Raw genomic sequence first — 23364 nt, 5'->3', positions numbered from 1 at the left:
TCCGCACCGGCGAGACCTCCTCCCGCCACCGGAGCGCAACCCGGCCCTCTCGACCCGAACGCGAGGGGCGGACCAGGCACTTGGTCACGAGCGGTCGACCGGGCGCCGCCTACGACGGTCTGGTGTCCACGATGCGTTTGAACTTGCCCACCGACCGCTCCAGGGTCTCCGGATCAACGATGTCGACCGCCACCGACACCCCGATGGAGTCCTTCACGCCGGAGGCGATCAGCCCGACCGCGTCCGTCCGCTGTTCGGGAGTCGCGCCGGGCCGGGCCTCGGCCCGTACGGTCAGGTGGTCCATCCGGCCCTCGCGGGTCAGCCGTAGTTGGAAGTGCGGTGCGATGCCGGGAGTGCGCAGCACGATCTCCTCGACCTGGGCGGGGAAGAGGTTGACCCCGCGCAGAATGATCATGTCGTCGCTGCGGCCGGTGACCTTCTCCATCCGGCGGCAGGGCGCGCCGGCCGTGCCCGGCAGCAGCCGGGTGAGATCTCGGGTGCGGTAGCGGACGACCGGCATGGCCTCCTTGGTGAGGGAGGTCAGGACCAGCTCGCCGTGGGCGCCCTCGGGCAGCACCTCGCCCGTGATGGGGTCGACGACCTCCGGATAGAAGTGGTCCTCCCACAGGTGCAGCCCGTCCTTGGCAGCCGCGTACTCCTGGGCCACGCCCGGACCGATGACCTCCGAGAGGCCGTAGATGTCGACCGCGTCGATGGCGAACCGCTCCTCGATCTCGCGGCGCATCTCCTCCGTCCACGGCTCGGCCCCGAAGACGCCGACCTTGAGGGATGTGGTGCGCGGATCGACGCCCTGGCGCTCGAACTCGTCGAGGAGGGTGAGCATGTAGGACGGCGTCACCATGATGATCTCGGGGCGGAAGTCCTGGATGATCCGCACCTGGCGCGCGGTCATGCCGCCGGACGCCGGGATCACCGTGCAGCCGAGCCGTTCGGCGCCGTAGTGCGCGCCGAGACCGCCGGTGAACAGCCCGTATCCGTACGCCACATGGACCTTGTGGCCAGGCCGGGCGCCGGCTGCGCGCAGCGACCGGGCCACGACCTCGGCCCAGACGTCCAGGTCGCGCTCGGTGTAGCCGACGACGGTGGGGAGGCCCGTCGTGCCGCTGGAGGCGTGGATGCGCCGGATGTCCGACTCGGGTACGGCGAACATGCCGAACGGGTAGTTGTCCCGCAGGTCCGCCTTGGCGGTGAAGGGGAAGCGCGCGATGTCGGCGAGCGTCTCGCACTCCTCCGGAGCCAGCGCCGCCGCGTCGAACGCGCGCCGGTAGAAGTCGACGTTGTCGTACGCGTGGCGCAGGGTCGCGCGCATCCGCCGCAGTTGGAGCGCTTCCAGCTCCTCGCGCGACATCTGTTCCACTCCGTCGAGGAGGCCTCGCGGACCTGTCATGACATCACCGCCCCAATGAGCCGACCGATCATTCGGTCGCCGTGTCTCCGATCAAATAATCAGGAGCCGGGCCATGCGTCAAGGAAGGCGGCCGGGCTGTGGATAAGTGGTTCGCCGCATGGAAGCCCGGCATGCGCGGGGGCCACGCCGTAGGCTCGCGCGAGCGCTGCAGCCGGCGCCGCTCCCCGCACCGCCGCCCAGGACGAGGGAAGGGTTCGCCCATGTCACCGTGCTCATTCCTGCGCCGCTCGCTGCTCTCGGCTTCCGCCGCCGTCCTCGTGGCCGCGGGATTCGGGGCGGGAGCGGGAGCGGGAACGGCCGCCGCCGAGCCCCGGCCCGCAGCAGCTTCCTCGACCGGCGCGTACGCCCGGCTGCTGGCGCTCGCCGATCTGTCGGCGCGACGCCTGGCGACCGGGGACCTCGTCGCCGCCGCGAAGTGGGGGACCGGCGGCCCCATCGACGACCCCGCCCGCGAGCGCCAGGTGCTGGACGCGGTGGCGCGGCAGGCGGCCGAAACCGGTGTGGACCCGGCCGCGACCGTACGGATCTTCCGGGACCAGATCGAGGCGAGCAAGGTCGTGCAGCGCGCCCTGCACCGCCAGTGGGAAGCGGACCCGTCGACGGCGCCGGACCCGTCCGAGCGGCCCGACCTCGCCGAGGTCCGGCTGAAGATCAACCGGCTCAACGGCGAACTCGTACGGGCCATCGCCGGCTCGGGGGCCGCCCGCACCGCCCGTTCCTGCGATGGCTTGCTGGCCGTGGGCGCGGTTCGTACGCGGATGGCGCGCCATCTGGACGCTCCGCACACCGTGGCGCTCGCCCGCGCGCTGCCTTCGGTGTGCGAACATGGGAGCAGGCATGAGCACCGGGTTTGAGCGCGTGTGAGCACCGAGGGTGAGCGCGCGTCAGCACCGGGCAGGCGCCCGGGCGCACCGGGCGTGAGAGCCGTGGGTCCGCGCCGGAAGTGAGCACGCCGCCCGCTCACCCCGCCTCGGCGGCCTTCGCCTTCGCCCAGCGGTAGTCCGCCTTGCCGCTGGGGGAGCGCTGGATGCGGTCCGTGAAGACCACGCTGCGCGGGATCTTGTACCCGGCGAGCCGGGTCCGGCAGTGCGCCTGCACGGCCTCCGGGCTCAGCGGCCCGGCCCCCTCGCGCGGCTGCACGACGGCCGCCACCCGGTTGCCCCAGCGCGCGTCCGGCACGCCCGCGACCAGCGCGTCGTACACATCCGGATGCGCCTTCAGCGCCTGCTCGACCTCCTCCGGATACACCTTCTCGCCGCCCGTGTTGATGCACTGCGAGCCGCGCCCGAGCACGGTCACCACGCCGTCCGCGTCGACGGTCGCCATGTCACCGAGGAGCACCCACCGTTCGCCCCGCGCCTCGAAGAACGTCTCGGCGGTTTTCTTCGGGTCGTTGTAGTAGCCCAGCGGCACATGTCCGCGCTGCGCCAGCCGGCCGGGCTCGCCGGGCGCGACCGGCTCGTGCGTCGCCGGGTCGACCACGGCCGTACGGTCGTTGACGCGCAGCCGGAACCCCCGGTCGGGGCCCGAGTCCTCGGTCGCGGTGCCGTTGAAACCGGACTCCGAGGAGCCGAAGTTGTTGAGCAACAGCACGTTCGGCACGAGCTCCAGGAACTGGGCCCGTACGGTCTCCGACAGGATCGCGCCCGAGCTGCTGACCGTGAACAGCGACGAGCAGTCCGTGCCCCGCAGCGGTCCGCCGAGCGCGTCCACCAGCGGCCGCAGCATCGCGTCCCCCACCAGGGAGACGCTCGTGACCTTCTCCTTCTCGATGGTGCGCAGCACCTCGTGGGGGGCGTACTTCCGGTGGATGACCACCTTCTGGCCGAAGTCGAAGGCGATGAAGGCGGTGAGCGTGGAGGTGCCGTGCATCAGCGGCGGGGCCGGGAAGAAGACGAGGCCCTCGCCGCCCGCGGCCACCCGCTCCGCCAGCTCCTCGGGGCGTTTGACGGGTTCGCCGGTCGGCGCGCCGCCGCCCAGGCCGGAGAAGAAGAGGTCCTCCTGGCGCCACATCACGCCCTTGGGCATGCCGGTGGTGCCGCCGGTGTAGATGATGATCTGGTCGTCCGCGGACCGGGGGCCGAAGCCGCGGTCGGGCGAGCCGGCGGCTTCCGCTTCGGCGAAGCCGACGGGCGGGATACGGGGTTCCGGAGCGCCCTCGGGGGTCTCGCCGGCCCGTACGAGGTGGCACAGCCGTTCCGCGCGGGGGAGCGCCGCGGCGACCCGGGCGGTGAACTCCCCGTCGAAGACGAGCGCCACCAGGTCCGCGTCCCGGTACAGGTAGGCCAACTCTTCTTCGACGTAGCGGTAGTTGACGTTGACCGGGACGGCGCGGATCTTCAGGCAGGCCCAGAGCGTCTGGAGGTACTCGACGCTGTTGTAGAGGTGCAGGCCGACGTGTTCGCCGGGGCGCACGCCGCGCCCGTCGAGGTAGTGGGCGAGCCGGTTGGCCGCCGCGTCGAGCTGTGCGTAGGTCAGCCGGCGTTCGGCCCCGGTGCCCGGGTGATCGGCGAAGACCAGCGCCTCGCGGTCGGGCACGGCATCGACGATCGATTCGAAGAGGTCGGCAAGGTTGTACTCCACGTGTCCTCCAGATCGAGGCTGACGGATCGGGGCCGACCGGGGCGAGGGAGCGGCTTGGCGGTCATTAGAGCGCCTGGCCGTACAGGTGGGAAGGGCGCCTGCCGAAGAAAACTGACTGCCTGTCAGATAACTCTTGTACTCGCTCCCCGCCTGCTGCAACCTGTTCTAGGCCTTGAGACGAGAGGACTTGCCATGAGCGGGGAAATGGGCGGGGAAACGGAACACCTCGGCGTCGAACGCGTCGGCGCCACACTGGTACTGACCCTGAACCGGCCGGAGGCGAAGAACGCGCTCTCCCTGCCGATGCTGGTCGGGCTCTACGACGGCTGGCTCGCCGCCGACGCGGACGACGACATCCGCTCGGTCGTGCTGACCGGCGCGGGCGGCGCGTTCTGCGCCGGCATGGACCTCAAGGCCCTGGCCGGAAAGGGCATGGGCGAGCAGTACCGGGACCGGCTCAAAGCCGACCCCGACCTGCACTGGAAGGCGATGCTCCGCCACCACCGACCGCGCAAGCCCGTCATCGCCGCCGTCGAGGGCCACTGCGTCGCGGGCGGCACCGAGATCCTCCAGGGCACGGACATCCGCGTCGCGGGCGAGAGCGCCACCTTCGGCCTCTACGAGGTGCGCCGCGGTCTCTTCCCCATCGGCGGCTCCACCGTCCGCCTCGCCCGCCAGATCCCGCGCACCCACGCCCTGGAAATGCTGCTCACCGGACGCCCGTACCCCGCCGCCGAAGCGGCCCGGATCGGACTCATCGGCCACGTCGTACCGGACGGCACCGCCCTCGCCAAGGCGCTGGAGATCGCCGAGGCCGTCAACGCCAACGGGCCGCTGGCCGTCGAGGCCGTCAAGGCGTCCGTGTACGACACCGCCGCCATGACGGAGGCCGACGGGCTCGCCCACGAACTGGACCGCGGCTGGCCCGTGTTCGACACGGCCGACGCCAAGGAAGGCGCCCGCGCCTTCGCCGAGAAGCGCCCGGCCGTCTTCCGGCGAGCCTGATGCCGCGCTCCCGCCGAGCGGCCGTTCCCGGCCGCGACGGCCGCACGCGACCTGATCGCCGCCGGAAAGGCCCGTACGCGCCGCCGCCGGGCGCTCCCGCGCGTAACCGTCAGCGGGGCGGGCGCACGCGGTTGCCCGGCGTCTCCGCTCGCGGCGCTGCGTGCGTACGCCTGCCGTCGTCCGACGCCCCGGCTCGCGGCGGTACGTGCGTATGCCGACCGTCGTCCGGCGCCCCCGCTCGGGGCGGTATATGCGTACGCATGCCGCTGTCCGGCGCTCCGGCTCGCGTTGGTACGTGCGTATGCCCGCCGTCGTCCGGCACTCCCGCCCGCGATCGCGTATGCCCACCGCTTCGCGGTACGTGCCCGCTCCCGCTGCTCACCGGCGCCCGGCCGCCAGGGCACGCGACCGCCGCCCCGCCAGGGATATGACACAGGCCCAACGCGAAGGAGACCACCGCATGTCACCCGCCCCGGCGCCCGAGGCGCTGAGCGCGCCCCTCACCGTCGAATTCCCCTTCACCCGCTCCCTTGGACCCGTGCAGAGCGCCTTCCTCACCGGGCTGCGTCAGCGCACCCCGCTCGGGGTCAGGACGAGCGACGGCCGCGTCCTCGTGCCGCCCGTCGAGTACGACCCGGCCACCGCCGAAGAACTGCGCGAACTCGTCGAGGTGGCGGCCACCGGGACCGTCACCACCTGGGCCTGGAACCCGGCGCCCCGCCCCGACCAGCCGCTGTCCACCCCCTTCGCCTGGGTCCTCGTCCGGCTCGACGGCGCGGACACCGCCCTCCTCCACGTGCTCGACGCGCCGGGGCCCGAGGCCGTGCACACCGGGATGCGCGTCCGCATCCGCTGGGCGGCCGAACCCACCGGGGCCATCACCGACATCGCCTGCTTCGAACCGCACGAGAGCACGCCCGGCGGCGAAGCCCGGCCGCACGACGGGGAGTTCGCCGACCCCGTCACCGGCATCGTCGCCCCCGCCCGCCTCGACTACCGCTACTCGCCCGGCCGCGCCCAGACCCGCTACCTCGCGGGGCTCGCCGAGCACAAGACCGTCGGCGAGCGCTGCCCCTCCTGCCGCAAGGTGTACGTGCCGCCCCGCGGCGCCTGCCCCACCTGCGGCGTCGCCACCACCGAGCAGGTCGAGGTCGGGCCGCGCGGCACCGTCACCACCTACTGCGTCGTCAACATCAAGGCCCGCAACCTCGACATCGAGGTGCCGTACGTCTACGCGCACATCGCCCTCGACGGCGCCGACCTCGCCCTGCACGGACGGATCGGCGGCATCCCGTACGACCAGGTGCGGATGGGCATGCGCGTCGAGCCCGTATGGCCCGACGCCTCGTCCGGCAGCCGGTTCCCCGACCACTACCGGCCCACCGGCGAACCGGACGCCGACTACGACGTGTACAAGGAGCTGCTGTGATGCCCGACGCACCGGAAGTGGCCGTCGTCGCCTTCGGACAGAGCGAGCACCGCGCGAACACCGCGGACCTCTCCGAAGTCGAAATGCTGCTCCCCGTCCTCACACAGACCCTCGGACAGGTCGGACTCACCGCGGGCGAAACGGACTTCACCTGCTCCGGATCGAGCGACTACCTGGCCGGCCGCGCCTTCTCCTTCACCATGGCCCTCGACGGCGTGGGGGCCTGGCCGCCCATCTCCGAGTCCCACGTCGAGATGGACGGGGCCTGGGCGCTGTACGAGGCGTGGGTCAAGCTCCGCACCGGCGAGGCCGAGACCGCGCTCGTCTACTCGTACGGGAAGTCCTCGCCCGGCGAGCTCCGCGACGTCCTCACCCGGCAGCTCGACCCCTACTACCTCGCGCCCCTGTGGCCCGACTCCGTCTCCCTCGCCGCCCTCCAGGCCCAGGCGCTCATCGACGCGGGCGACACCGACGAGCGCGCTCTCGCCGCCATCGCCGCCCGCAACCGCACGGCCGCCGAGGACAACCCGCACGCCCAGGTGCGCGGCTCGGCCCCGCCCGAGCGGCTGCTCGCCGCCGACTACCTCGTACGGCCGCTGCGCGGGCACGACGCGCCGCCCATCGGCGACGGCGCCGCCGCCGTCGTCCTCGCCGCCGGGGACACGGCGCGCCGGCTCTGCCCGCGGCCCGCGTGGATCAAGGGCATCGACCACCGCGTCGAACCGCACTCCCTGGGCGTGCGCGACCTCACCGACTCGCCCTCCACCCGCCTCGCCGCCGAGCGCGCCGGAGCCTTCGACGCCCCCGTCGACACCGCGGAGCTGCACGCCCCCTTCACCTCCCAGGAAGTCGTCCTGCGCAAGGCGCTGCGGCTCGCCGACGACGTGGCGGTCAACCCCTCCGGCGGCGCCCTCGCCGCCAACCCGATGATGGCGGCGGGCCTCATCCGCCTCGGCGAGGCCGCGGCCCGCATCCACCGCGGCGCCTCCCACCGGGCGCTCGCCCACGCCACCTCGGGCCCCTGCCTCCAGCAGAACCTGGTCGCCGTACTGGAAGGAGACCCCCGATGAGCAAGGAGCCCGTCGCGGTCGTCGGGATCGGCCAGACCAAACACGTCGCCGCGCGCCACGACGTGTCCATCGCCGGACTCGTCCGGGAAGCGGCGAGCCGGGCGCTCCAGGACGCCGGGCTCGGCTGGTCCGACATCGACGCCGTCGTCATCGGCAAGGCCCCCGACTTCTTCGAGGGCGTCATGATGCCGGAGCTCTACCTCGCCGACGCCCTCGGCGCCGTCGGCAAACCCATGCTGCGTGTGCACACCGCGGGCTCCGTCGGCGGCTCCACCGCCCTCGTCGCCGCCAACCTCGTCGCCGCCCGCGTCCACCGCACCGTACTGACCCTCGCCTTCGAGAAGCAGTCCGAGTCCAACGCCATGTGGGGCCTCTCGCTGCCCGTCCCCTTCCAGCAGCCGCTGCTGGCTGGGGCCGGCGGGTTCTTCGCGCCGCACATCCGGGCGTACATGCGGCGCACCGGAGCCCCCGACACCGTGGGCTCCCTCGTCGCGTACAAGGACCGCCGCAACGCCCTGAAGAACCCCTACGCCCACCTCCACGAGCACGACATCACCCTGGAGAAGGTGCAGTCCTCGCCGATGCTGTGGGACCCCGTCCGCTACTCCGAGACCTGCCCGTCCTCCGACGGCGCCTGCGCGATGATCCTCACCGACCGGGGCGGCGCGGACCGCTCGCCGCACCCGCCCGCCTGGGTGCACGGCGGCGCGATGCGCAGCGAACCCACCCTCTTCGCGGGCAAGGACTTCGTCTCCCCGCAGGCCGGCAAGGACTGCGCCGCCGACGTCTACCGGCAGGCGGGCATCGCCGACCCGCGCCGGGAGATCGACGCCGTCGAGATGTACGTGCCGTTCAGCTGGTACGAGCCGATGTGGCTGGAGAACCTCGGCTTCGCGGCCGAGGGCGAGGGCTGGAAACTCACCGAGGCGGGCGTCACCGAACTCGGCGGCGATCTGCCCGTCAACCCCTCCGGAGGCGTCCTGTCCACCAACCCCATCGGCGCCTCCGGCATGATCCGCTTCGCGGAGGCCGCCCTCCAGGTGCGCGGACAGGCGGGGGAGCACCAGGTGGACGGGGCGCGCACCGCGCTCGGCCACGCCTACGGGGGCGGCGCGCAGTTCTTCTCCATGTGGCTCGTCGGGGCCGAGCCGCCGGCCTCCTGAACCGTGTCCGCACGGGCGTGCCGACGCGCCGCAGCGGCCTGTTCGCGCCCCTTCGCGGCCGCACCCCGGGCGGGGCGTACGGACATGCCTCCGCGGCCTGTCCGGCGCCCGCCCCGATCGCTAGGGTGGGGCCCGGACGACCAACCGGGAGGAGCACGGACGTGGCGGAAAGCACGACTGAGCATCCGGCAGGCAGCGCGAAGCCGCAGCTCGACCTGAGCAACGCCCAGTGGCAGTCGAGCAGTCAGGGATCCGGCGACGTCCAGGTCGCCTTCGTGGAGGGGTACATCGCCATGCGCGACGGCCGCAGCCCGGAGGGCCCGTCGCTGGTCTTCAACCCCGGCGAGTGGCGCGCGTTCGTACTCGGCGCGCGGGACGGGGAATTCGACCTCACCTGACGCACCCGGCGCTACGGGCCGGAGTCCGCCCCGGCGGCGGGCCCGGCCCGGCCGCCGCGGAACCTCCCCGGCCGGTTCGCGCCCCGGTCCGCCGGGCCGCTGCCGCCCCTGGGCCCGGAGACGCGAGGGGGCGCCGGGCACGTACGATGTGGGCATGTCGTTCCTCCGCCGCCGCAGCGCCGCCACGCCCACCGGGCCGGACTTCGACGTCCTCGCCATGGACCCGGGGGACTGGCCCGGGGACCTCGGAGCCGGGCTGCTGCCCGCGCCCGACGGCAGCTGCCAGGGCGTCTTCCTGCGCTACGACCTCTTCGGCGGGCGCGGACCGTCGATGATCATCGGCAACCTGCCCGAGGGCTCCCCGGCGCGCGACCTCTCGGACGGGCAGGTGCCGTTCGAGGTGGCGCAGCTGCTGGCCGCGCTCGACAACGACGAGCCGGTGCACGTGGTGGAGACCGAGGACACCCCGGTCATGCACGACGACAACCTGCTGATCGTGCGGCGCGTCAAGTGCTCCGAGAGCCGCATCTCCTGCGCCCAGTTCGACCGCAGCGACGGCGTGCTCGTCACCATCGCCAGCTGGGACCGGCCGATCACCGACGAGCTGTACCAGCTGCTCAAGCCGCTCCCCGCCGAGCTGTTCCAGCAGGGCTGAGCTGCCGGCGATGCCGGGTGCGGAGCCCGGTGGCCGCCGGGCTCCGCGTCATCCTTCCGTGTGAATCACCGGCCGGAGGACCGCAGCGTCACATCGGCGGCCCGTACGTACCCCACCCGGTGCCCCACCTGGATCTCGTAGTACACGTCCTTGCCGCGCACCACCCTGTGCCCGGCCGGGTCGAACGTCGCCGCCCACAGGTACTCGGCCGCCGCCCTGCCGCCCACCGCGTACGCCTGCCCGGCGAGCAGCCGGTACGGCAGCGGCGAGACGGTCTGCACCGGCACCCCGGCCGGGTACGCGGCCTTCTCCGGGTACGCGCGCCCGTACACCGGGACCCCGCCGGGCCGCCGCTTCGGGGTGGCGACGAGGCCCTTGGCGTCCACGGCGGTCGGCCGGGCGTGCGGGTTGCGGAACCAGGCCTGCTGCCCGAGGTACCAGATCGCCGTCCAGTCGCCGTGGCGCCCGGCCACGGCGAACCGCTGTCCCGTGGAGGCACGGGCTCCGGTGTCGTTGACGCCGGTCGTGGAATCCCCGCCGCCGGGGCGCAGCCCGACGTCCTTCACCAGCGGCGCGCTCTCGCGCGGCGCGGTGTGCAGCCGGACCGCGCCCGACCCGTGCGGCGCGCAGGTCTGCCCGGCCTTCTCGCAGTCCGTGTAGACGGGCTGGTGGCGGGCGTAGTCCGGCGCGATGGTCACCAGCCCGCCGTGCGGCCCGGCGGTGCGGTGGAAGGGCCTGCCCAGCAGCTGGAAGTAGTGCGCCCAGTCCCAGTACGGGCCCGGGTCGGTGTGCATGTCCTTGACCGTGGCGGCCGTCGTGCCCGGCACATTGTCGTGGCCCAGGATGTGCTGCCGGTCCAGCGGGATGCCGAGCTTGTGCGACAGGTACTTCACCAGCCGCGCCGAGGTGCGGTACATCGCCTCCGTGTACCAGGCGTCGGGCGCGGTGAGGAAGCCCTCGTGCTCGATGCCGACGGACTTGGAGTTCACGTACCAGTTGCCGGCGTGCCAGGCGACGTCCTTGGTCGGCACGTGCTGCGCGATGTGCCCGTCGGCGGAGCGCACGGTGTAGTTCCAGGAGACGTACGTCGGGTCCTTGATCAGCTTGAGGGTGGTGTCCCAGCTGCCCTCGGTGTCATGGATGACGATGTAGTCGACCCGCTGCGACTTCGGGCGGTCGGCCAGGTCGTGGTTGCCGAAGTCGCCGTCCCCGAACCGCTCGTACGGGGCCGGGACCGACTCGCACGCCACGGAGCGCGGGCACTCGACTCCGCGGCCCTTCCCGTCCGCCGCGCGTCGCGCCGAACCTCCGGCGGGCAGGCCGAGCCGCCCCAGCTGCGCGGTCTCGGCCCGTAGCGCGGGGGCGGCGGGGAGCGTCACGCGCTGGCCCTGGTCCGTGGTGCGGGACTCGCCGCCGCGCAGGACGTCGTAGACGTCGCCCGCGAACACGGCGGCGGTCGCGGCGTCCGAAGCGCCCGAATAGCTCGCCACCGCCCCGTACCAGTCGGCTGGGGCCGCGCTGAGCGGCAGCCCCAGCCGCCGCTGCTCGGCGGCGAGCAGCGCGGCGCCGCCCCGGACGTTGGCCGCCGCGTCCTGCCGCAGCCTCTCGCCCGGCAGGCCGGTCAGGGCGGCGGCCCGGTCCAGGGTGCGCAGCCGGGCGGGCGCCTCGGCGGCCGCCGTGGGCAGCCGGTCGCGTACGGGCGTCCAGGGCCGTGCGCCGTCGCCTCGGGGGTCCTCGCCGGCGTCGCTGTGGTGCGGGGCCTCGGCCAGGGCCGTACGGGCGTCCGTGAGGTGCATCGGGCCGTAGCCGCCCGTGACGCTCGGCGCGCCGCCGTGGCCGTCCCAGCGGGACTCCAGATAGGCGACGCCGAGCAGAACGCCCGGCGGCACGTGGTAGGCGGCGGCCGCGTCGGCGAACGAGCGTTGCAGCGCGCCGGAGGGCGGTGGCGCGGCCGTGGCGGAGGGGCCGGTCGCGACCAGTGGCAGCAGCAGGGCGGCGGTCGCCGCGACGCCCGCGGTGCGCAGGGCGCGGCGGTAGCGTCTCGGCGGTCCCGAATCGTTTCTTCGCGGATCTGTTCGCGCGCCTGGACGTGCTGGACGCGGGGGGAGTGCGGGCAGTGCGGGCAACGCAGCCTCCTCAAGCCGGGCCGTGCCGTGCGCCGGGGCGGATGGTGCGCGGGTGGGCGGGCGGAGCCGGATCCACTTAGAGGTACCCCTGGCCGAGGCGGCGTCAATCATGCTTGAGGGAGAGGGTTTCGCACATCAGTGCCCATACCGGGGAGTTCCCCGGAACGGGCGCGCAGACCTGCGGCGCGTCACAGGTCCATACCGGTGACGCGCCGCAAAGAGGCCGACCCGCTGTCAGCGGGTGCCGACCGCGGCTCGCACAGCACGCCGTGCGAGCGCGCAGTCGTCGTGCAGCCGACGGAGCAGCAGCCGCTGCTCCTCACCGCTCTCGACCGCGCCCGGAGCCGCCGGGGCGGGGTCGTGCATGGTGCGCTGCACGGCCGTCTCATAGGTGCGGATCTCGCGGGTCAGCACCAGCATCAGATTCACCAGGAAGGCGTCCCGCGCGGCGGATCCGCTCTGCTGGGCGTGCTGGCTGATCTGACGGCGCGCCACGGGGGCGTCCCCGAGGACGGTCCACAAGGTGGCCAGGTCATAGCCCGGCAGATACCAGCCCGCCTGGTCCCAGTCGACGAGCACCGGCCCGGCGGGGGACAGGAGGATGTTCGAGAGCAGGGCGTCGCCGTGGCAGAACTGCCCCTGCGCGTGGGAAAGCCCGCGCAGCAGCTGCTGGAGATCGCTGAGGTCCCGGTCGGTCAGCAGCCCCAGTTCATGGAAGCGGGCGATCCGCTTGCCGTAGTCCAGCGGCATCTCGAACAGGCCGGCCGGGGGCCGCCACTGGTTCATCCGGTGCACGGCGCCGAGCGCCGCCCGTACGTCCGCGCGCGGCGGCGCCTCGACCGGATGCCGCTGCGAGGCCGTCACCCGCCCCGGCATCCGCTCGACGACCAGGACGCAGTTGTCCGGGTCGGCCGCGATGAGCCGGGGGACGCGCACCGGCGGGCGGTGCCGCACGAACGCGCGGTACGCGGCTATTTCGTGCCGGAACCGCTCGGCCCAGACGGGTGAATGGTCCAGTAAGCACTTGGCGACCGCCGTGCTGCGCCCGTGCGTGCCGATCAGGATCACGGACCGGCCGCTGTGGCGCAGCACCTGCACCGGGCTGAACTCCGGACAGATGCGGTGCACCGAGGCGATGGCCGTACGCAGCTGGGCGCCCTGCGGGCCGGACAAGTCGACCCTCCCGCTGAGCGGCTGGGAGCGGCCCGTTCCCTGGGGCCGCTTGAGCCTTCCACCGGGCCCGCCGGCGCCGGGAGGGGCGACGGGGGAGCCGGGAAGGCCGGTGACGCTGCCCGCTCCGGCGGCATGGGTGGGGTCGAGATAGGGCCCTCCTCCGGCCGGCTGCGGACGGTAGGGCCGAGGCGGAGCGGACACGGAGGACGATGCTGCGTACATGGGCGATACAGATCCCTTCGTGTGCCGACGAATTGCATGCGCGCCCCGGTCCCGGATGCCATGAGCACCCTGGGGAATGCGGTCCGGCTGCCGGGCCCGGGTGGCGCGTTCCTACGTCACACCCGCCCGCGGGTGGCACACCATCTGGCGCACCCTGGCGAACCCTGGCGAATACTCGCGTGGCCCATGACGGGCCGATACCTTCAAGTCAGCCGAGGAACCTGGGGGCTTGACGTGATGAGGGAACCCAACACCCGACTTTCGGACCTGTTCGGCCTGGCCGGCTGGTCCAAAGGGGAGCTCGCGAGGCTGGTGAACCGACAGGCGGCGGCCATGGGCCACCTCCAGCTGGCCACCGACACCTCGCGGGTGCGGCGCTGGATCGACACGGGGGAGTGCCCCCGCGACCCCGTGCCGAAGGTGCTGGCGGCCCTCTTCACCGAGCGTCTCGGTCGTGTCGTGACCATCGAGGACCTCGGGTTCGCGAAACAGGGGCGCGCAGGGAAGAAGCAGTCCGCGGACGGACTGCACTGGCCCCCCGGGCGTACGGCCGCGGTCCTCACCGAATTCACGGGAATGGACCTCATGCTCAATCGACGTGGCCTGGTGGGCGCGGGCGCCGCGCTCGCCACAGGTACCGCACTCAGCAGCACGCTGCACGACTGGCTGAACTCCGATCAGACGCTGGCCTCCGATGCCCCCCGCCTCGACGACCCCCTGTCCTCCCTCTCCGCGATGTCGGCGGATCCGGCCAGTTACGACCGGTACGAAGCGGCCCCCGTGGGGTCCCAGGAGATCGACGCCCTGGAGAGTTCGGTCGACGTCTTCCGCGCCTGGGACGCGTCCCGCGGCGGAGGGCTGCAGCGCAAGGCCGTCATCGGCCAACTCAACGAGGTGGGCGGCATGCTCGCCTACCACCACCCCGAGCAGCTGCAGCGCAGGCTGTGGGGGGTGGCCGCCAACCTGGCGGTCCTCGCGGGCTGGATGTCCCACGACGTCGGCCTGGAGCCCACCGCCCAGAAGTACTTCGTGATCGCCGCGCACGCGGCCCGCGAGGGCGGCGACCGGCCAAGGGCCGGCGAGGCGCTCTCCCGCGCCGCCCGCCAGATGGTCCACCTCGGCCGCCCGGACGAGGCGCTGGACCTCATGAAGCTGGCGCAGCGCGGCTCGGGCCCCGACAGCCTGCCGCGCACCCGGGCGATGCTCTGCACCATCGAGGCGTGGGCACAGGCGTCGATGGGCCGCGGCCAGGCCATGCGCCGCTCCCTGGGCAGGGCGGAGGAGCTCTTCGCCGCGGACAAGGGCGATGTGCCGCCGCCGAGTTGGATGCAGATGTTCGACGAGGCGGACCTGCACGGCATGCAGGCCCTGGCCTTCCGTACGCTCGCGGAGCGCGATCCGTCGGCGGCGCGCGTCGCGCAGAGCCACGCCAAGACGGCGCTGCGGCTGCGGGGGGACGGCCGCGAGCGGTCGAAGGTCTTCGACTACATCTCGTTGGCGTCGGCCTGCTTCATCGGCAGCGACCCGAAGGAGGCCGACCAGTACGCCAGGATGGCGCTGGCGACCATCGGCCACACCTCGTCCCACCGCACCTGGGACCGGCTGCGCGAGATGTACCGCCTCACCGGGCGGTACGCGAGCGACGGCAGCATCCGGGAGCTGCGCGCGGAGATCCGGCAGGCCCTGCCGAAAAGCGTGCCGAAGAGCAGGAGCGGCGCTGTGTGAGGAGAGAGAGCGGCACCACAGCCCTGCCGCGCCTCGGAGGCCAGGCTAGAGGCTAGAAGCCGACGCGCGCGATCAGCACACACGCGTCGTCCTCCCGCTCCTCACCGCCGAACTCCTCCACCACGGCCCGTACGCAGTCCTGCGCGTCGCGGGCGGCGGCGAACCGCGGTGCGAGCTCCAGCAGCCGGTCCGGTCCCCGCTCCACGTCCAGCTCGGGGGTGCGCGGTGAGAGTCCGTCGGTGTGCAGCACGAGCAGATCACCGGGGAGCAGCTTCTCCTCGGCCTGCGCGTAGCGCGCGCCGGAGGTCGCTCCGAGCAGCACGCCCTCCGGCGGCTGGAGGGCCCGCCCCGCCCCGGCGCGGAACAGCAGCGGCGCGGGGTGGCCGGCCTGGGACCAGGACAGGGTGCGGGTGACGGGCTCGTACCGGCAGCAGATCGCGCTGCCCAGGGCGGGCTGCGCGGAGGCGTCGAGCATCTGGTTGAGCCAGCCCATCAGCGGACCGGGCGCGGCGCCGGCCACCGCCATCCCGCGCAGCGCGCCGAGCAGCATGGCCACACCGGAGGTGGCGCTCACGCCGTGCCCGGTGAGGTCGCCGACGCTGAGCAGGGTCTGTCCGTCGGGGAGCTGGAGCGCGTCGAACCAGTCGCCGCCGACCAGGGCGCTGGTCGAGGAGGGGAGGTAGTGCCCGGCGAGATCGAGGGAGGCCGGCCCGCCCTGCGGGAGCCGCAGGGAGCCGCGCCAGGGCGGCAGCACGGCCTCCTGCAGCTCCACCGCGAGCCGGTGCTCGGTCCGTGCGATGTGCCGCTCGCGCTGGAGGGAGTCGCGGCTCTCGTGCACCGCGCGCTGGCTGCGGCGCAGCTCGCTGACATCGCGCAGCACCGCCCACATGGACGCCGTGCTGCCGTCGGCGGCGAGCACGGGCTCGCCCATCATGTGCACCGTGCGCTGACCGCCGTCGGTGCGCAGAATGCGGAATTCGTCGTCGATCGGCTTGCCGTCCACCAGGCAGTCGGTGACCCTGGCCGTCAGCAGGTCCTGGTCGTCCGGGTGGAGGCAGGACGGCAGCTCGTCCAGGGTCGGCGCGCCGTCCGCGCGGTCCCGGCCGAAGATCTGGAACAGCTCCTCGGACCAGGTCACGTCGTCGGTCAGCAGATTCCACTCGGCGCTGCCGACCCGCTTGAGCAGCGAACCGCGCTCCGGCTCGGGCGGGGCCACGGGCAGCGGCGGGCGGTACGGCTCCGGCTCCAGCAGCTCGGCGGGGACCCCTTCGCGCAGCTGGCCGAGGTGCGCGCCGAGGTCGTCGAGGTGGTGCACGGCCAGCTCGCACAGCGCGCGCTGCCAGCGGACCTGCGGATCGTCCAGCTGCTCCTCGTCCACCGCGGCCTCCCGGCGGACGGCGTCCACGCCGCCGCGGAGCCTTCGGGTCTGCGAGATGAGGGCGTCCACCGCGCCGCGCTCCGGCGGCTGGGCGGGTGAACGGTCCGCGAAGAGGGGGGACGGCATGTACGTACTCCGATTGACGCGCGGCGCGGCCGGCTCGGGCGGATCTGGCGAAGTGGGCCGGTTACGACTGTTGCACAGGCAGCGACACCGCGTAAGGGATTCGGCGCTACCCGATACGGTGGTGCTTCTGGCATATGCCACTGGCCCGGCCGGTAAGCGCTGGCCGGAACTCGGCGGAATCTCCTGCTCCGGGTAGGCTGCGCCGCGCGGAAGCAACGAGGTCCGCACTGTTCACCCGGCATAAGGCGGGCGGACACCGGCAAGAATGCCGGACGACGGAAATCCCGTTGCCACCGAAGTCCCCGCACCGGATGCTGACCCCATGTTCGATCCAGACATAGCGCCCAGCGGCACCCTGCTCGGCCTCCTGCAACGAGGCCGCGGCGACGGGACCCTGCACGCTCTCGCGGCCCCGCGGGCCGAGGCGCTCGCCGCGCTGCACCACTGCGTGCTCCGCGATCCCAGGCGCGACTGGCAGGTCGAGAACCGCTCGCTCTATTACGCGCGCCTCCACATGGAGCTCGACGGCCCCCTGGACGAGATCGAACACCACCTCTTCCACCCCGACGACCTCCTCGACCCGCAGGAGGAGCGCACCGGCCTCTGTCTCTCCGTCCTCGGCCACCTCGCCTCCTACGGCCGCCGCGAGGCGCTGCTGCTGCTGCGCCGCTACGCCGCCACCGGCACGAGCTGGGCCTGGGCCCTCGACGAGCTCGCCCTGCGGGACGACGACACGGGCCTGGCAGGCCTCGGCGAGCTCATTCTCGCCAGATTCCCGCAGACCCCCGACGGGGACGCGGCCCTCACCACCGCCGTACGCGACGCGTTCGAGCCGCGGCCCTGGCGGCTGTGGGCGGACGACACCCTCTCCCCGGCAACCGCCGCCCGAGTGCGCGCCGCCGGCGAACAGGGCTCCTTCGACCGCTGGCGACGCCAGCTCCGGCCGGCCGGCCCCGGCCCGGGCTGGAGCGTGCGGGAAGTCCTCGACTGGGCCCAGCAGGGTCTCGACATGCACCCCACCCAGCACCGCCACGTCCCCGCGACCCGGTGCCTCACCGCCGTCGCCGGGCCCGAGGACCGCCTGGAGATCATCGAGGCCGCGACCGCCGGCCCCGAGGCCGCCCGCGCCACCGCCCTGCGCTACCTCGCCGAACACCACGACCCGCGCGCCCTCGACCTCATCGAGAGCGCCGTGGAGGACCCCGGCGCCCTCGTCTCGGAGGCCGCCGTCACCGCGTTCGAGCGGATGCGCAGCACCGCCGCCCTGGTACGGGCCCGGGCCTGGCTGCACCGCACCGACGCCCTCGGCGACGCCGCAGCCGGGATGCTCGCCTGCCGGGGCGCGGAGTACGACGCCGGGCCCGTGCTGAGCGCGCTGCGCCGGACCGTACGGACCGAGGGCCCCGACGCCGGGGTCCTGTGGGACCTCGTCGACGGCGCCGGCCGCCTCTCCATCAGCTGCGCCGCGCCCGTCCTGCGCCACGTCTACCGCGAGACGTCCTCCTCCCACCTGCGCGGCCGCGCCGCCCGCGCGCTCGCCGCCACCGATCCCTCCTTCGCGGCGGGCTTCGCCGTCGAGTGCCTGTGGGACTGCGAGGAGACCACCCGCGAGCTGGCCGCCCGGCACGCCGCCACCGCGGACGACCGCGTCGTCGACCAGCTCCGCCGGCTCGCCGCGGACCCGGCCGAGGAAGCCGAGGTCCAGACCGCCGTGCGCAGCCGCATCGGTCCGGACGCGCCCGCGGTATAGAGGCGGTACAGAGGGGGCCGGGGCGCACCCGGTCCCGGATCGTGCCAGCCGGTCGGCCCGGCGGGCGAAACGCTCATGGGACGTTCGTCGCCCGGAAAGGTCCCCGTGGCCCCCAACACGCCCCGGCCGCCGAGAACACCGGTATGCGAGTCGCCATCGTCACCGAGTCCTTTCCGCCCGACGTCAACGGCGTCGCGCACTGCGCCCTCCAGACCGCCCGGCACCTCGCCCGCCGGGGCCACGACCCCCTGGTCATCGCCCCTTCCGGACCGCGCGACGGGCCGGAGGGCGAATCGTTCGACGATCCCGGCGGCGAGCCCTGCCCCGTCGTCCGCGTGCCGTCCCTGCCGCTGCCCGGCTATCCGCGGGTGCGCGTGGCGCTGCCCAGCCGGCACGTCGCCGCCGCGCTGACCGCGCACCGCACCGAACTCGTCCACCTCGCGAGCCCCTTCGTCCTCGGAGTGCGCGGCATGGCCGCCGCAGCCCGGCTGCGGCTCCCCGCCGTCGCGGTCTACCAGACCGATGTGGGCGGCTACGCCCGTACGTACCTGGGCGCGGGCGAGGCCGCGGCCTGGCGGCGGCTCCGCGCCGTGCACACGGCGGCCGACCGCACCCTCGCCCCGTCCACGGCGGCCGTACGGGACCTCGTACGGCACGGCGTGCCGCGCGTGGGGCTGTGGCCGCGCGGCGTGGACGCCCAGCGGTTCCACCCGGCGCGCCGGGACCTGGAGCTGCGCCGCTCGCTGGCGCCCGGCGGCGAGCTGATCGTCGGCTATGTGGGCCGCCTCGCGCCCGAGAAGCGCGTCGACCTCCTTGCGCCCCTGTGCGCGCTCCCCGGCGTGCGCCTGGTCGTCGTCGGGGACGGGCCGAGCGCCGCATCTCTGCGCGGCGCGCTGCCGGGCGCGCTGTTCCTCGGCACCCGCACGGGCGGCGAACTCGCCCGCCTCTTCGCCTCCCTGGACCTCTTCGTGCACACCGGCCCCCAGGACACCTTCTGCCAGACCGTGCAGGAGGCGCAGGCCAGCGGCGTACCCGTGATCGCCCCCGCCGTCGGCGGGCCGCTCGACCTCGTCGACCACGGGCGCACCGGGCTGCTCGTACGGCCCCGCGACGCCGAGGCGGTGCGGGACGCCGTGCTGTCCCTGGAGAACGCCCGGCGGCTGCGCGCCGAGTACGGGCGGGCGGGCCGTGCCGCCGTCGAGGGCCGCAGCTGGGAGGCGGTCGGCGACCAGCTCCTCGACCACTACGCGGAGGTGCTGGGCGCCCGGTCGGCGGTGGCCGTGTGAGCGCCGCTCGGCCGTCCGGACCGCCGACGCGCTCAACAGCACGTACCGCACGCGCGCGTGTCTGCCGAAACCGGGCCGGTCGCCGATGGCCACGGGCATCGCGCACGCGCGCGTGCCTGCCCGTAGCCGCCCCGGGAGTCCTGTCCTGATCTCCCGTCAGGACACCGGCCGCACCGGCCGGGAACGCTCCCGCACAACCGCGAACGACGCTGCCACAATGGCCCGATGACAGGGCTCTGGGAGTTTTGGGTCGACCGCGGCGGCACCTTCACCGATGTGGTGGCCAAGCGCCCGGACGGCAGCTTGCACACGCGCAAACTGCTGTCCCACAACCCCGAGCGGTACCGGGACGCCGCCGTCGCCGGCATCCGGCTGGCCCTGGAACTCGGCCCCGGCGATCCGATCCCCGCGGACCGGATCGCCGTCGTCAAGATGGGCACCACCGTGGCCACCAACGCGCTCCTCGAACGCAAGGGCGAGCCGACCGTGCTCGTCACCACCGAAGGGTTCCGGGACGCGCTGCGCATCGCCTACCAGAACCGGCCGCGCCTCTTCGACCGCCGCATCGTGCTGCCCGAGGCGCTGTACGGGCGGGTCATCGAGGCAGGGGAGCGGGTCGGGGCCGACGGCGGCGTCGTACGGCCGCTGGACCTGGACGCGGTGGGCGCGGAGCTGCGCGCAGCACGCGCCGATGGCTACCGGAGCGCGGCCGTCGTCTTCCTGCACGGCTACCGGTACGCCGAACACGAGCAGGCGGCCGCCGACGCGGCCCGCCGCCTCGGCTTCACACAGGTCAGCTGCTCGCACGAGGTCAGCCCGCTGATGAAGCTCGTACCGCGCGGCGACACCACGGTGGTCGACGCCTACCTCTCCCCGGTCCTCCGCCGCTATGTGGAGGAGGTCGCGAGTGAACTGCGCGGCGTGCGGCTGATGTTCATGCAGTCCAACGGGGGACTGCGGGAGGCCGCGCGCTTCCGCGGCAAGGACGCGGTCCTGTCCGGGCCGGCGGGCGGCGTCGTGGGCATGGCGCGCGCCGCCGCCGAGGCCGGCCACGACCGCGTCATCGGCTTCGACATGGGCGGCACCTCCACCGATGTGTCGCACTATGCGGGGGAGTTCGAGCGGATCTTCGGCACGGAGGTCGCCGGGGTGCGGATGCGCGCCCCCATGATGAACATCCACACCGTGGCGGCGGGCGGCGGCTCGATCCTGCACTTCGACGGGCGGCGCTACCGGGTGGGCCCCGACTCGGCCGGCGCCGCGCCGGGCCCCGCCTGCTACCGGCGCGGCGGCCCGCTGACCGTCACCGACGCCAACGTCATGCTGGGCCGGGTGCAGCCCGGCCACTTCCCGGCGGTGTTCGGGCCCGAGGGGGACCAGCCGCTCGACGCGGAGACCGTCGCCGAGCGGTTCGCCGCCCTCGCCGAGGAGGTCGCGGACGCGGTGGGCGATCGCCGCGGCCCGGAGGAGGTCGCCGCCGGGTTCCTGGAGATCGCCGTGCTCAACATGGCGAACGCCGTCAAGAAGATCTCCGTGCAGCGCGGCCGCGACGTGACCCGCTACGCGCTCACCACCTTCGGCGGCGCCGGCGGCCAGCACGCGTGCGCCGTCGCCGACGCCCTCGGCGTCACTACCGTGATCGTGCCGCCGCTCGCCGGCGTGCTCTCCGCCTACGGCATCGGGGTCGCCGACGCCACCGCGATGCGCGAGCAGTCCGTCGAGACCGAACTGAGCGAGGAGACGCTGCCCGGGCTGCGCGCGGAGGCCGAGCGGCTGGCCGAGCGGACCCGCGCCGACCTCCTCGCGGACGGCGTCGAGGAGCGGGCCCTCACCACCGCGGCCAAGGTGCAGCTGCGCTACGCGGGCACGGACGCCGGCCTCGCCGTGCCGCTGGACGGGGTCGGCGCGATGACCGAGGAGTTCCTGCGGAGCCACCGGGCCCGCTACGGCTTCGCCATGGACAAGCCGATCGTCGCCGAGGCGGTGTCGGTGGAGACGGTCGGAGCGGCGGGCGGCACGGCCCGCCCGGCCGTCGCGGCCGCGAAGCACCAAGGGGCGTCGGAGCCCGTCGCGACCGTACGGACCTTCATGGCGGGCCGGTGGCAGGACACCCCGCTGTACGAGCGGGACGGCCTCGGCCCCGGCGACACCGTCACCGGCCCCGCGATCATTGCCGAGCCCGACGCCACCACCGTCGTCGACCCCGGATGGCAGGCGGCCCCGGGCGACCGCGGCCACCTCCTGCTCACGCGCGTACGGCCGAGGCCCCGCACCGCCGCCGTCGGCACCGACGTCGACCCCGTCATGCTGGAGGTCTTCAACAGCCTCTTCATGACCATCGCCGAACAGATGGGGCTGCGCCTGGAGGGCACCGCGCACTCCGTCAACATCAAGGAGCGGCTCGACTTCTCCTGCGCCCTCTTCGACGCCGACGGCAACCTGATCGCCAACGCCCCGCACATCCCGGTGCACCTCGGCTCGATGGCGGAGTCGATCAAGGAGGTGCTGCGGCGCAACGGCGACGGCATGCGCCCAGGCGACGTGTACGCCGTCAACGACCCGTACCACGGCGGCACCCACCTGCCGGACGTCACCGTCATCACGCCCGTCTTCGACGAGCCGGGCGGGGAACTCCTCTTCCTCGTCGCCTCGCGCGGCCACCACGCGGAGATCGGCGGGATCACCCCCGGTTCGATGCCCGCCTTCAGCCGCACGATCGAGGAGGAGGGCATCCTCTTCGACAACTGGCCGCTGGCCCGCGACGGCCGGCTCCGCGAGGAGGAGACCCGCGAACTGCTCGCCTCGGGCCCGTACCCCTCCCGCGCGCCCGACGCCAACCTCGCCGACCTGCGCGCCCAGATCGCCGCCAACGAGAAGGGCGTACAGGAACTGCGCGCCATGGTCGAGCAGTTCGGGCTGGACGTCGTACGGGCCTATATGGGGCACGTACAGGACAACGCCGAGGAATCGGTGCGCCGCATCGTGGCGGGGCTCGCCGACGGTTCCTGCCGGTACGAGACGGACAGCGGCGCGGTGATCCGGGTCGCGCTGCGCGTGGACCGGGCGGAGCGCAGCGCCGTACTGGACTTCGCGGGAACCTCGCCGCAGCAGGAGGGCAACGCCAACGCGCCCAGCTCCGTGGTGACGGCGGCCGTGCTCTACGTCTTCCGCACCCTCGTGGCCGAGGACATCCCGCTCAACAGCGGCTGCCTCAAGCCCCTCACCGTCCTCATCCCCGAGGGGTCGATGCTCGCACCGGTCTTCCCGGCCGCCACCGTCGCCGGGAACGTGGAGACCTCGCAGGCCGTCACGGGCGCCCTGTACTCGGCGCTGGGCGTGCAGGCGGAGGGGTCCGGCACGATGAACAACGTCACCTTCGGCAACGACCGCACGCAGTACTACGAGACGTTGGCGAGCGGCTCCGGCGCGGGCAACGGCTTCGACGGCGCGGACGCCGTCCAGACCCATATGACCAACTCCCGGCTGACCGACCCCGAGGTGCTGGAGTGGCGCTATCCGGTGCGGGTGGAGAGCTTCTCGGTACGGGCAGACGGCGGCGGGCGCGGCCGGTGGCACGGCGGCCGGGGCGTCGAGCGGCGGATCCGCTTCCTGGAGCCCATGACCGTCGCCCTGCTCACCGGCCACCGCAGGGTCGCGCCGTACGGCATGGCGGGCGGCGAGCCGGGCGCGCGCGGCGAGAACCTCATCGAGCGGGCGGACGGCGCGGTGGAGCCGCTGGCCGGCTGCGATGTGGCGGCGGTGCGGACGGGGGACGTGCTCGTCGTCCGCACCCCCGGCGGCGGTGGCTACGGTGCCGTCTGACTGCTTGATGCGGTTTTACGCGTT

The 23364-nt window shown here is 73.6% G+C and carries 16 protein-coding genes; 11 read left to right on the top strand and 5 right to left on the bottom strand.

Translation table 11 applies throughout. The annotated features are described in order from the left end of the window. Positions 1–109: 109 nt before the first annotated feature. A complete protein-coding gene (paaK, locus tag AB0I22_RS27930) occupies positions 110–1408 on the bottom strand; it encodes a phenylacetate--CoA ligase PaaK (protein ID WP_363133689.1) in 1299 nt (432 codons plus the stop codon). Positions 1409–1629: 221 nt separating this feature from the next. On the opposite strand from paaK, the gene aroQ reads away from it, so the two are divergent. After that, positions 1630–2283 carry a gamma subclass chorismate mutase AroQ gene (gene aroQ / locus AB0I22_RS27925; RefSeq protein ID WP_363133688.1) on the top strand — a complete coding sequence of 218 codons (654 nt, stop codon included), beginning with the start codon at positions 1630–1632 and terminating at the stop codon, positions 2281–2283. Positions 2284–2389: 106 nt separating this feature from the next. Here aroQ and AB0I22_RS27920 read toward each other — a convergent pair whose 3' ends face one another. Then, positions 2390–4012 carry an acyl-CoA synthetase gene (locus AB0I22_RS27920; RefSeq protein WP_363133687.1) on the bottom strand — a complete coding sequence of 541 codons (1623 nt, stop codon included), beginning with the start codon at positions 4010–4012 and terminating at the stop codon, positions 2390–2392. Positions 4013–4216: 204 nt separating this feature from the next. On the opposite strand from AB0I22_RS27920, the gene AB0I22_RS27915 reads away from it, so the two are divergent. The 6 genes from AB0I22_RS27915 to AB0I22_RS27890 all read left to right on the top strand — a co-directional run bounded on the left by AB0I22_RS27915 (position 4217) and on the right by AB0I22_RS27890 (position 9732). Further along, positions 4217–5017 carry a crotonase/enoyl-CoA hydratase family protein gene (locus AB0I22_RS27915; RefSeq protein WP_363133751.1) on the top strand — a complete coding sequence of 267 codons (801 nt, stop codon included), beginning with the start codon at positions 4217–4219 and terminating at the stop codon, positions 5015–5017. 460 nt (positions 5018–5477) lie between these two features. Beyond that, positions 5478–6446: an OB-fold domain-containing protein gene (locus tag AB0I22_RS27910; RefSeq protein WP_363133686.1), complete on the top strand. Its 969-nt coding sequence runs from the start codon at positions 5478–5480 to the stop codon at positions 6444–6446. After that, the gene (locus tag AB0I22_RS27905) at positions 6446–7516 is read left to right on the top strand and encodes a thiolase domain-containing protein (protein WP_363133685.1); all 1071 of its coding nucleotides are present in this window, start codon (positions 6446–6448) and stop codon (positions 7514–7516) included. The genes AB0I22_RS27910 and AB0I22_RS27905 overlap by 1 nt, the downstream gene beginning before the upstream one ends. Continuing rightward, positions 7513–8679 (top strand): thiolase domain-containing protein, encoded by a 1167-nt coding sequence (locus AB0I22_RS27900; protein WP_363133684.1) that lies wholly within the window; start codon positions 7513–7515, stop codon positions 8677–8679. Before AB0I22_RS27905 ends, AB0I22_RS27900 begins: the two co-directional genes overlap by 4 nt. A 161-nt stretch (positions 8680–8840) precedes the next feature. Then, entirely contained in the window at positions 8841–9077 is a 237-nt protein-coding gene (locus tag AB0I22_RS27895; protein WP_363133683.1) for a DUF397 domain-containing protein, read from the top strand. A gap of 154 nt (positions 9078–9231) precedes the next feature. Continuing rightward, positions 9232–9732: a hypothetical protein gene (locus AB0I22_RS27890; protein WP_363133682.1), complete on the top strand. Its 501-nt coding sequence runs from the start codon at positions 9232–9234 to the stop codon at positions 9730–9732. A gap of 65 nt (positions 9733–9797) precedes the next feature. Here the strand turns inward: AB0I22_RS27890 and AB0I22_RS27885 are convergent, their stop codons facing one another. Further along, the gene (locus AB0I22_RS27885) at positions 9798–11756 is read right to left on the bottom strand and encodes a peptidoglycan recognition family protein (protein ID WP_363133750.1); all 1959 of its coding nucleotides are present in this window, start codon (positions 11754–11756) and stop codon (positions 9798–9800) included. Between the two features lie 336 nt (positions 11757–12092). Further along, a complete protein-coding gene (locus tag AB0I22_RS27880; RefSeq protein WP_363133681.1) occupies positions 12093–13253 on the bottom strand; it encodes an aminoglycoside phosphotransferase family protein in 1161 nt (386 codons plus the stop codon). Positions 13254–13487: 234 nt separating this feature from the next. On the opposite strand from AB0I22_RS27880, the gene AB0I22_RS27875 reads away from it, so the two are divergent. Then, positions 13488–14978 (top strand): hypothetical protein, encoded by a 1491-nt coding sequence (locus AB0I22_RS27875; RefSeq protein WP_363133680.1) that lies wholly within the window; start codon positions 13488–13490, stop codon positions 14976–14978. Between the two features lie 52 nt (positions 14979–15030). Here AB0I22_RS27875 and AB0I22_RS27870 read toward each other — a convergent pair whose 3' ends face one another. Then, on the bottom strand, positions 15031–16482 hold the full coding sequence (locus AB0I22_RS27870) for a SpoIIE family protein phosphatase (RefSeq protein WP_363133679.1): 1452 nt from the start codon (positions 16480–16482) through the stop codon (positions 15031–15033). Between the two features lie 322 nt (positions 16483–16804). Here AB0I22_RS27870 and AB0I22_RS27865 point away from each other — a divergent pair, with 322 nt between their 5' ends. The 3 genes from AB0I22_RS27865 (at position 16805) to AB0I22_RS27855 (ending at position 23340) form a co-directional block, all read left to right on the top strand. Then, the gene (locus AB0I22_RS27865) at positions 16805–18232 is read left to right on the top strand and encodes a HEAT repeat domain-containing protein (RefSeq protein ID WP_363133678.1); all 1428 of its coding nucleotides are present in this window, start codon (positions 16805–16807) and stop codon (positions 18230–18232) included. A gap of 143 nt (positions 18233–18375) precedes the next feature. Then, positions 18376–19518 (top strand): glycosyltransferase family 1 protein, encoded by a 1143-nt coding sequence (locus AB0I22_RS27860; RefSeq protein WP_363133677.1) that lies wholly within the window; start codon positions 18376–18378, stop codon positions 19516–19518. 225 nt (positions 19519–19743) lie between these two features. Then, complete coding sequence (locus AB0I22_RS27855) at positions 19744–23340, top strand: hydantoinase B/oxoprolinase family protein (RefSeq protein ID WP_363133676.1); 3597 nt, start codon at positions 19744–19746, stop codon at positions 23338–23340. Positions 23341–23364: the final 24 nt, after the last annotated feature.

This window comes from Streptomyces sp. NPDC050610, from assembly GCF_040654875.1.
Taxonomy (GTDB): domain Bacteria; phylum Actinomycetota; class Actinomycetes; order Streptomycetales; family Streptomycetaceae; genus Streptomyces.
Note: the sequence above shows the minus strand (reverse complement) of the source record. Positions and strands in the feature narration are given on the sequence as shown.

What these genes read in the sequence shown, in the direction of transcription:
- AB0I22_RS27890 (WP_363133682.1), top strand. Translation starts at nt 9,232, where the DNA reads ATGTCGTTCCTCCGCCGCCGCAGCGCCGCCACGCCCACCGGGCCGGAC.
- aroQ (WP_363133688.1), top strand. Translation starts at nt 1,630, where the DNA reads ATGTCACCGTGCTCATTCCTGCGCCGCTCGCTGCTCTCGGCTTCCGCC.
- paaK (WP_363133689.1), bottom strand. Translation starts at nt 1,408, where the DNA reads ATGACAGGTCCGCGAGGCCTCCTCGACGGAGTGGAACAGATGTCGCGC.
- AB0I22_RS27855 (WP_363133676.1), top strand. Translation starts at nt 19,744, where the DNA reads ATGACAGGGCTCTGGGAGTTTTGGGTCGACCGCGGCGGCACCTTCACC.
- AB0I22_RS27860 (WP_363133677.1), top strand. Translation starts at nt 18,376, where the DNA reads ATGCGAGTCGCCATCGTCACCGAGTCCTTTCCGCCCGACGTCAACGGC.
- AB0I22_RS27910 (WP_363133686.1), top strand. Translation starts at nt 5,478, where the DNA reads ATGTCACCCGCCCCGGCGCCCGAGGCGCTGAGCGCGCCCCTCACCGTC.
- AB0I22_RS27865 (WP_363133678.1), top strand. Translation starts at nt 16,805, where the DNA reads ATGTTCGATCCAGACATAGCGCCCAGCGGCACCCTGCTCGGCCTCCTG.
- AB0I22_RS27905 (WP_363133685.1), top strand. Translation starts at nt 6,446, where the DNA reads ATGCCCGACGCACCGGAAGTGGCCGTCGTCGCCTTCGGACAGAGCGAG.
- AB0I22_RS27870 (WP_363133679.1), bottom strand. Translation starts at nt 16,482, where the DNA reads ATGCCGTCCCCCCTCTTCGCGGACCGTTCACCCGCCCAGCCGCCGGAG.
- AB0I22_RS27915 (WP_363133751.1), top strand. Translation starts at nt 4,217, where the DNA reads ATGGGCGGGGAAACGGAACACCTCGGCGTCGAACGCGTCGGCGCCACA.
- AB0I22_RS27900 (WP_363133684.1), top strand. Translation starts at nt 7,513, where the DNA reads ATGAGCAAGGAGCCCGTCGCGGTCGTCGGGATCGGCCAGACCAAACAC.
- AB0I22_RS27880 (WP_363133681.1), bottom strand. Translation starts at nt 13,253, where the DNA reads ATGTACGCAGCATCGTCCTCCGTGTCCGCTCCGCCTCGGCCCTACCGT.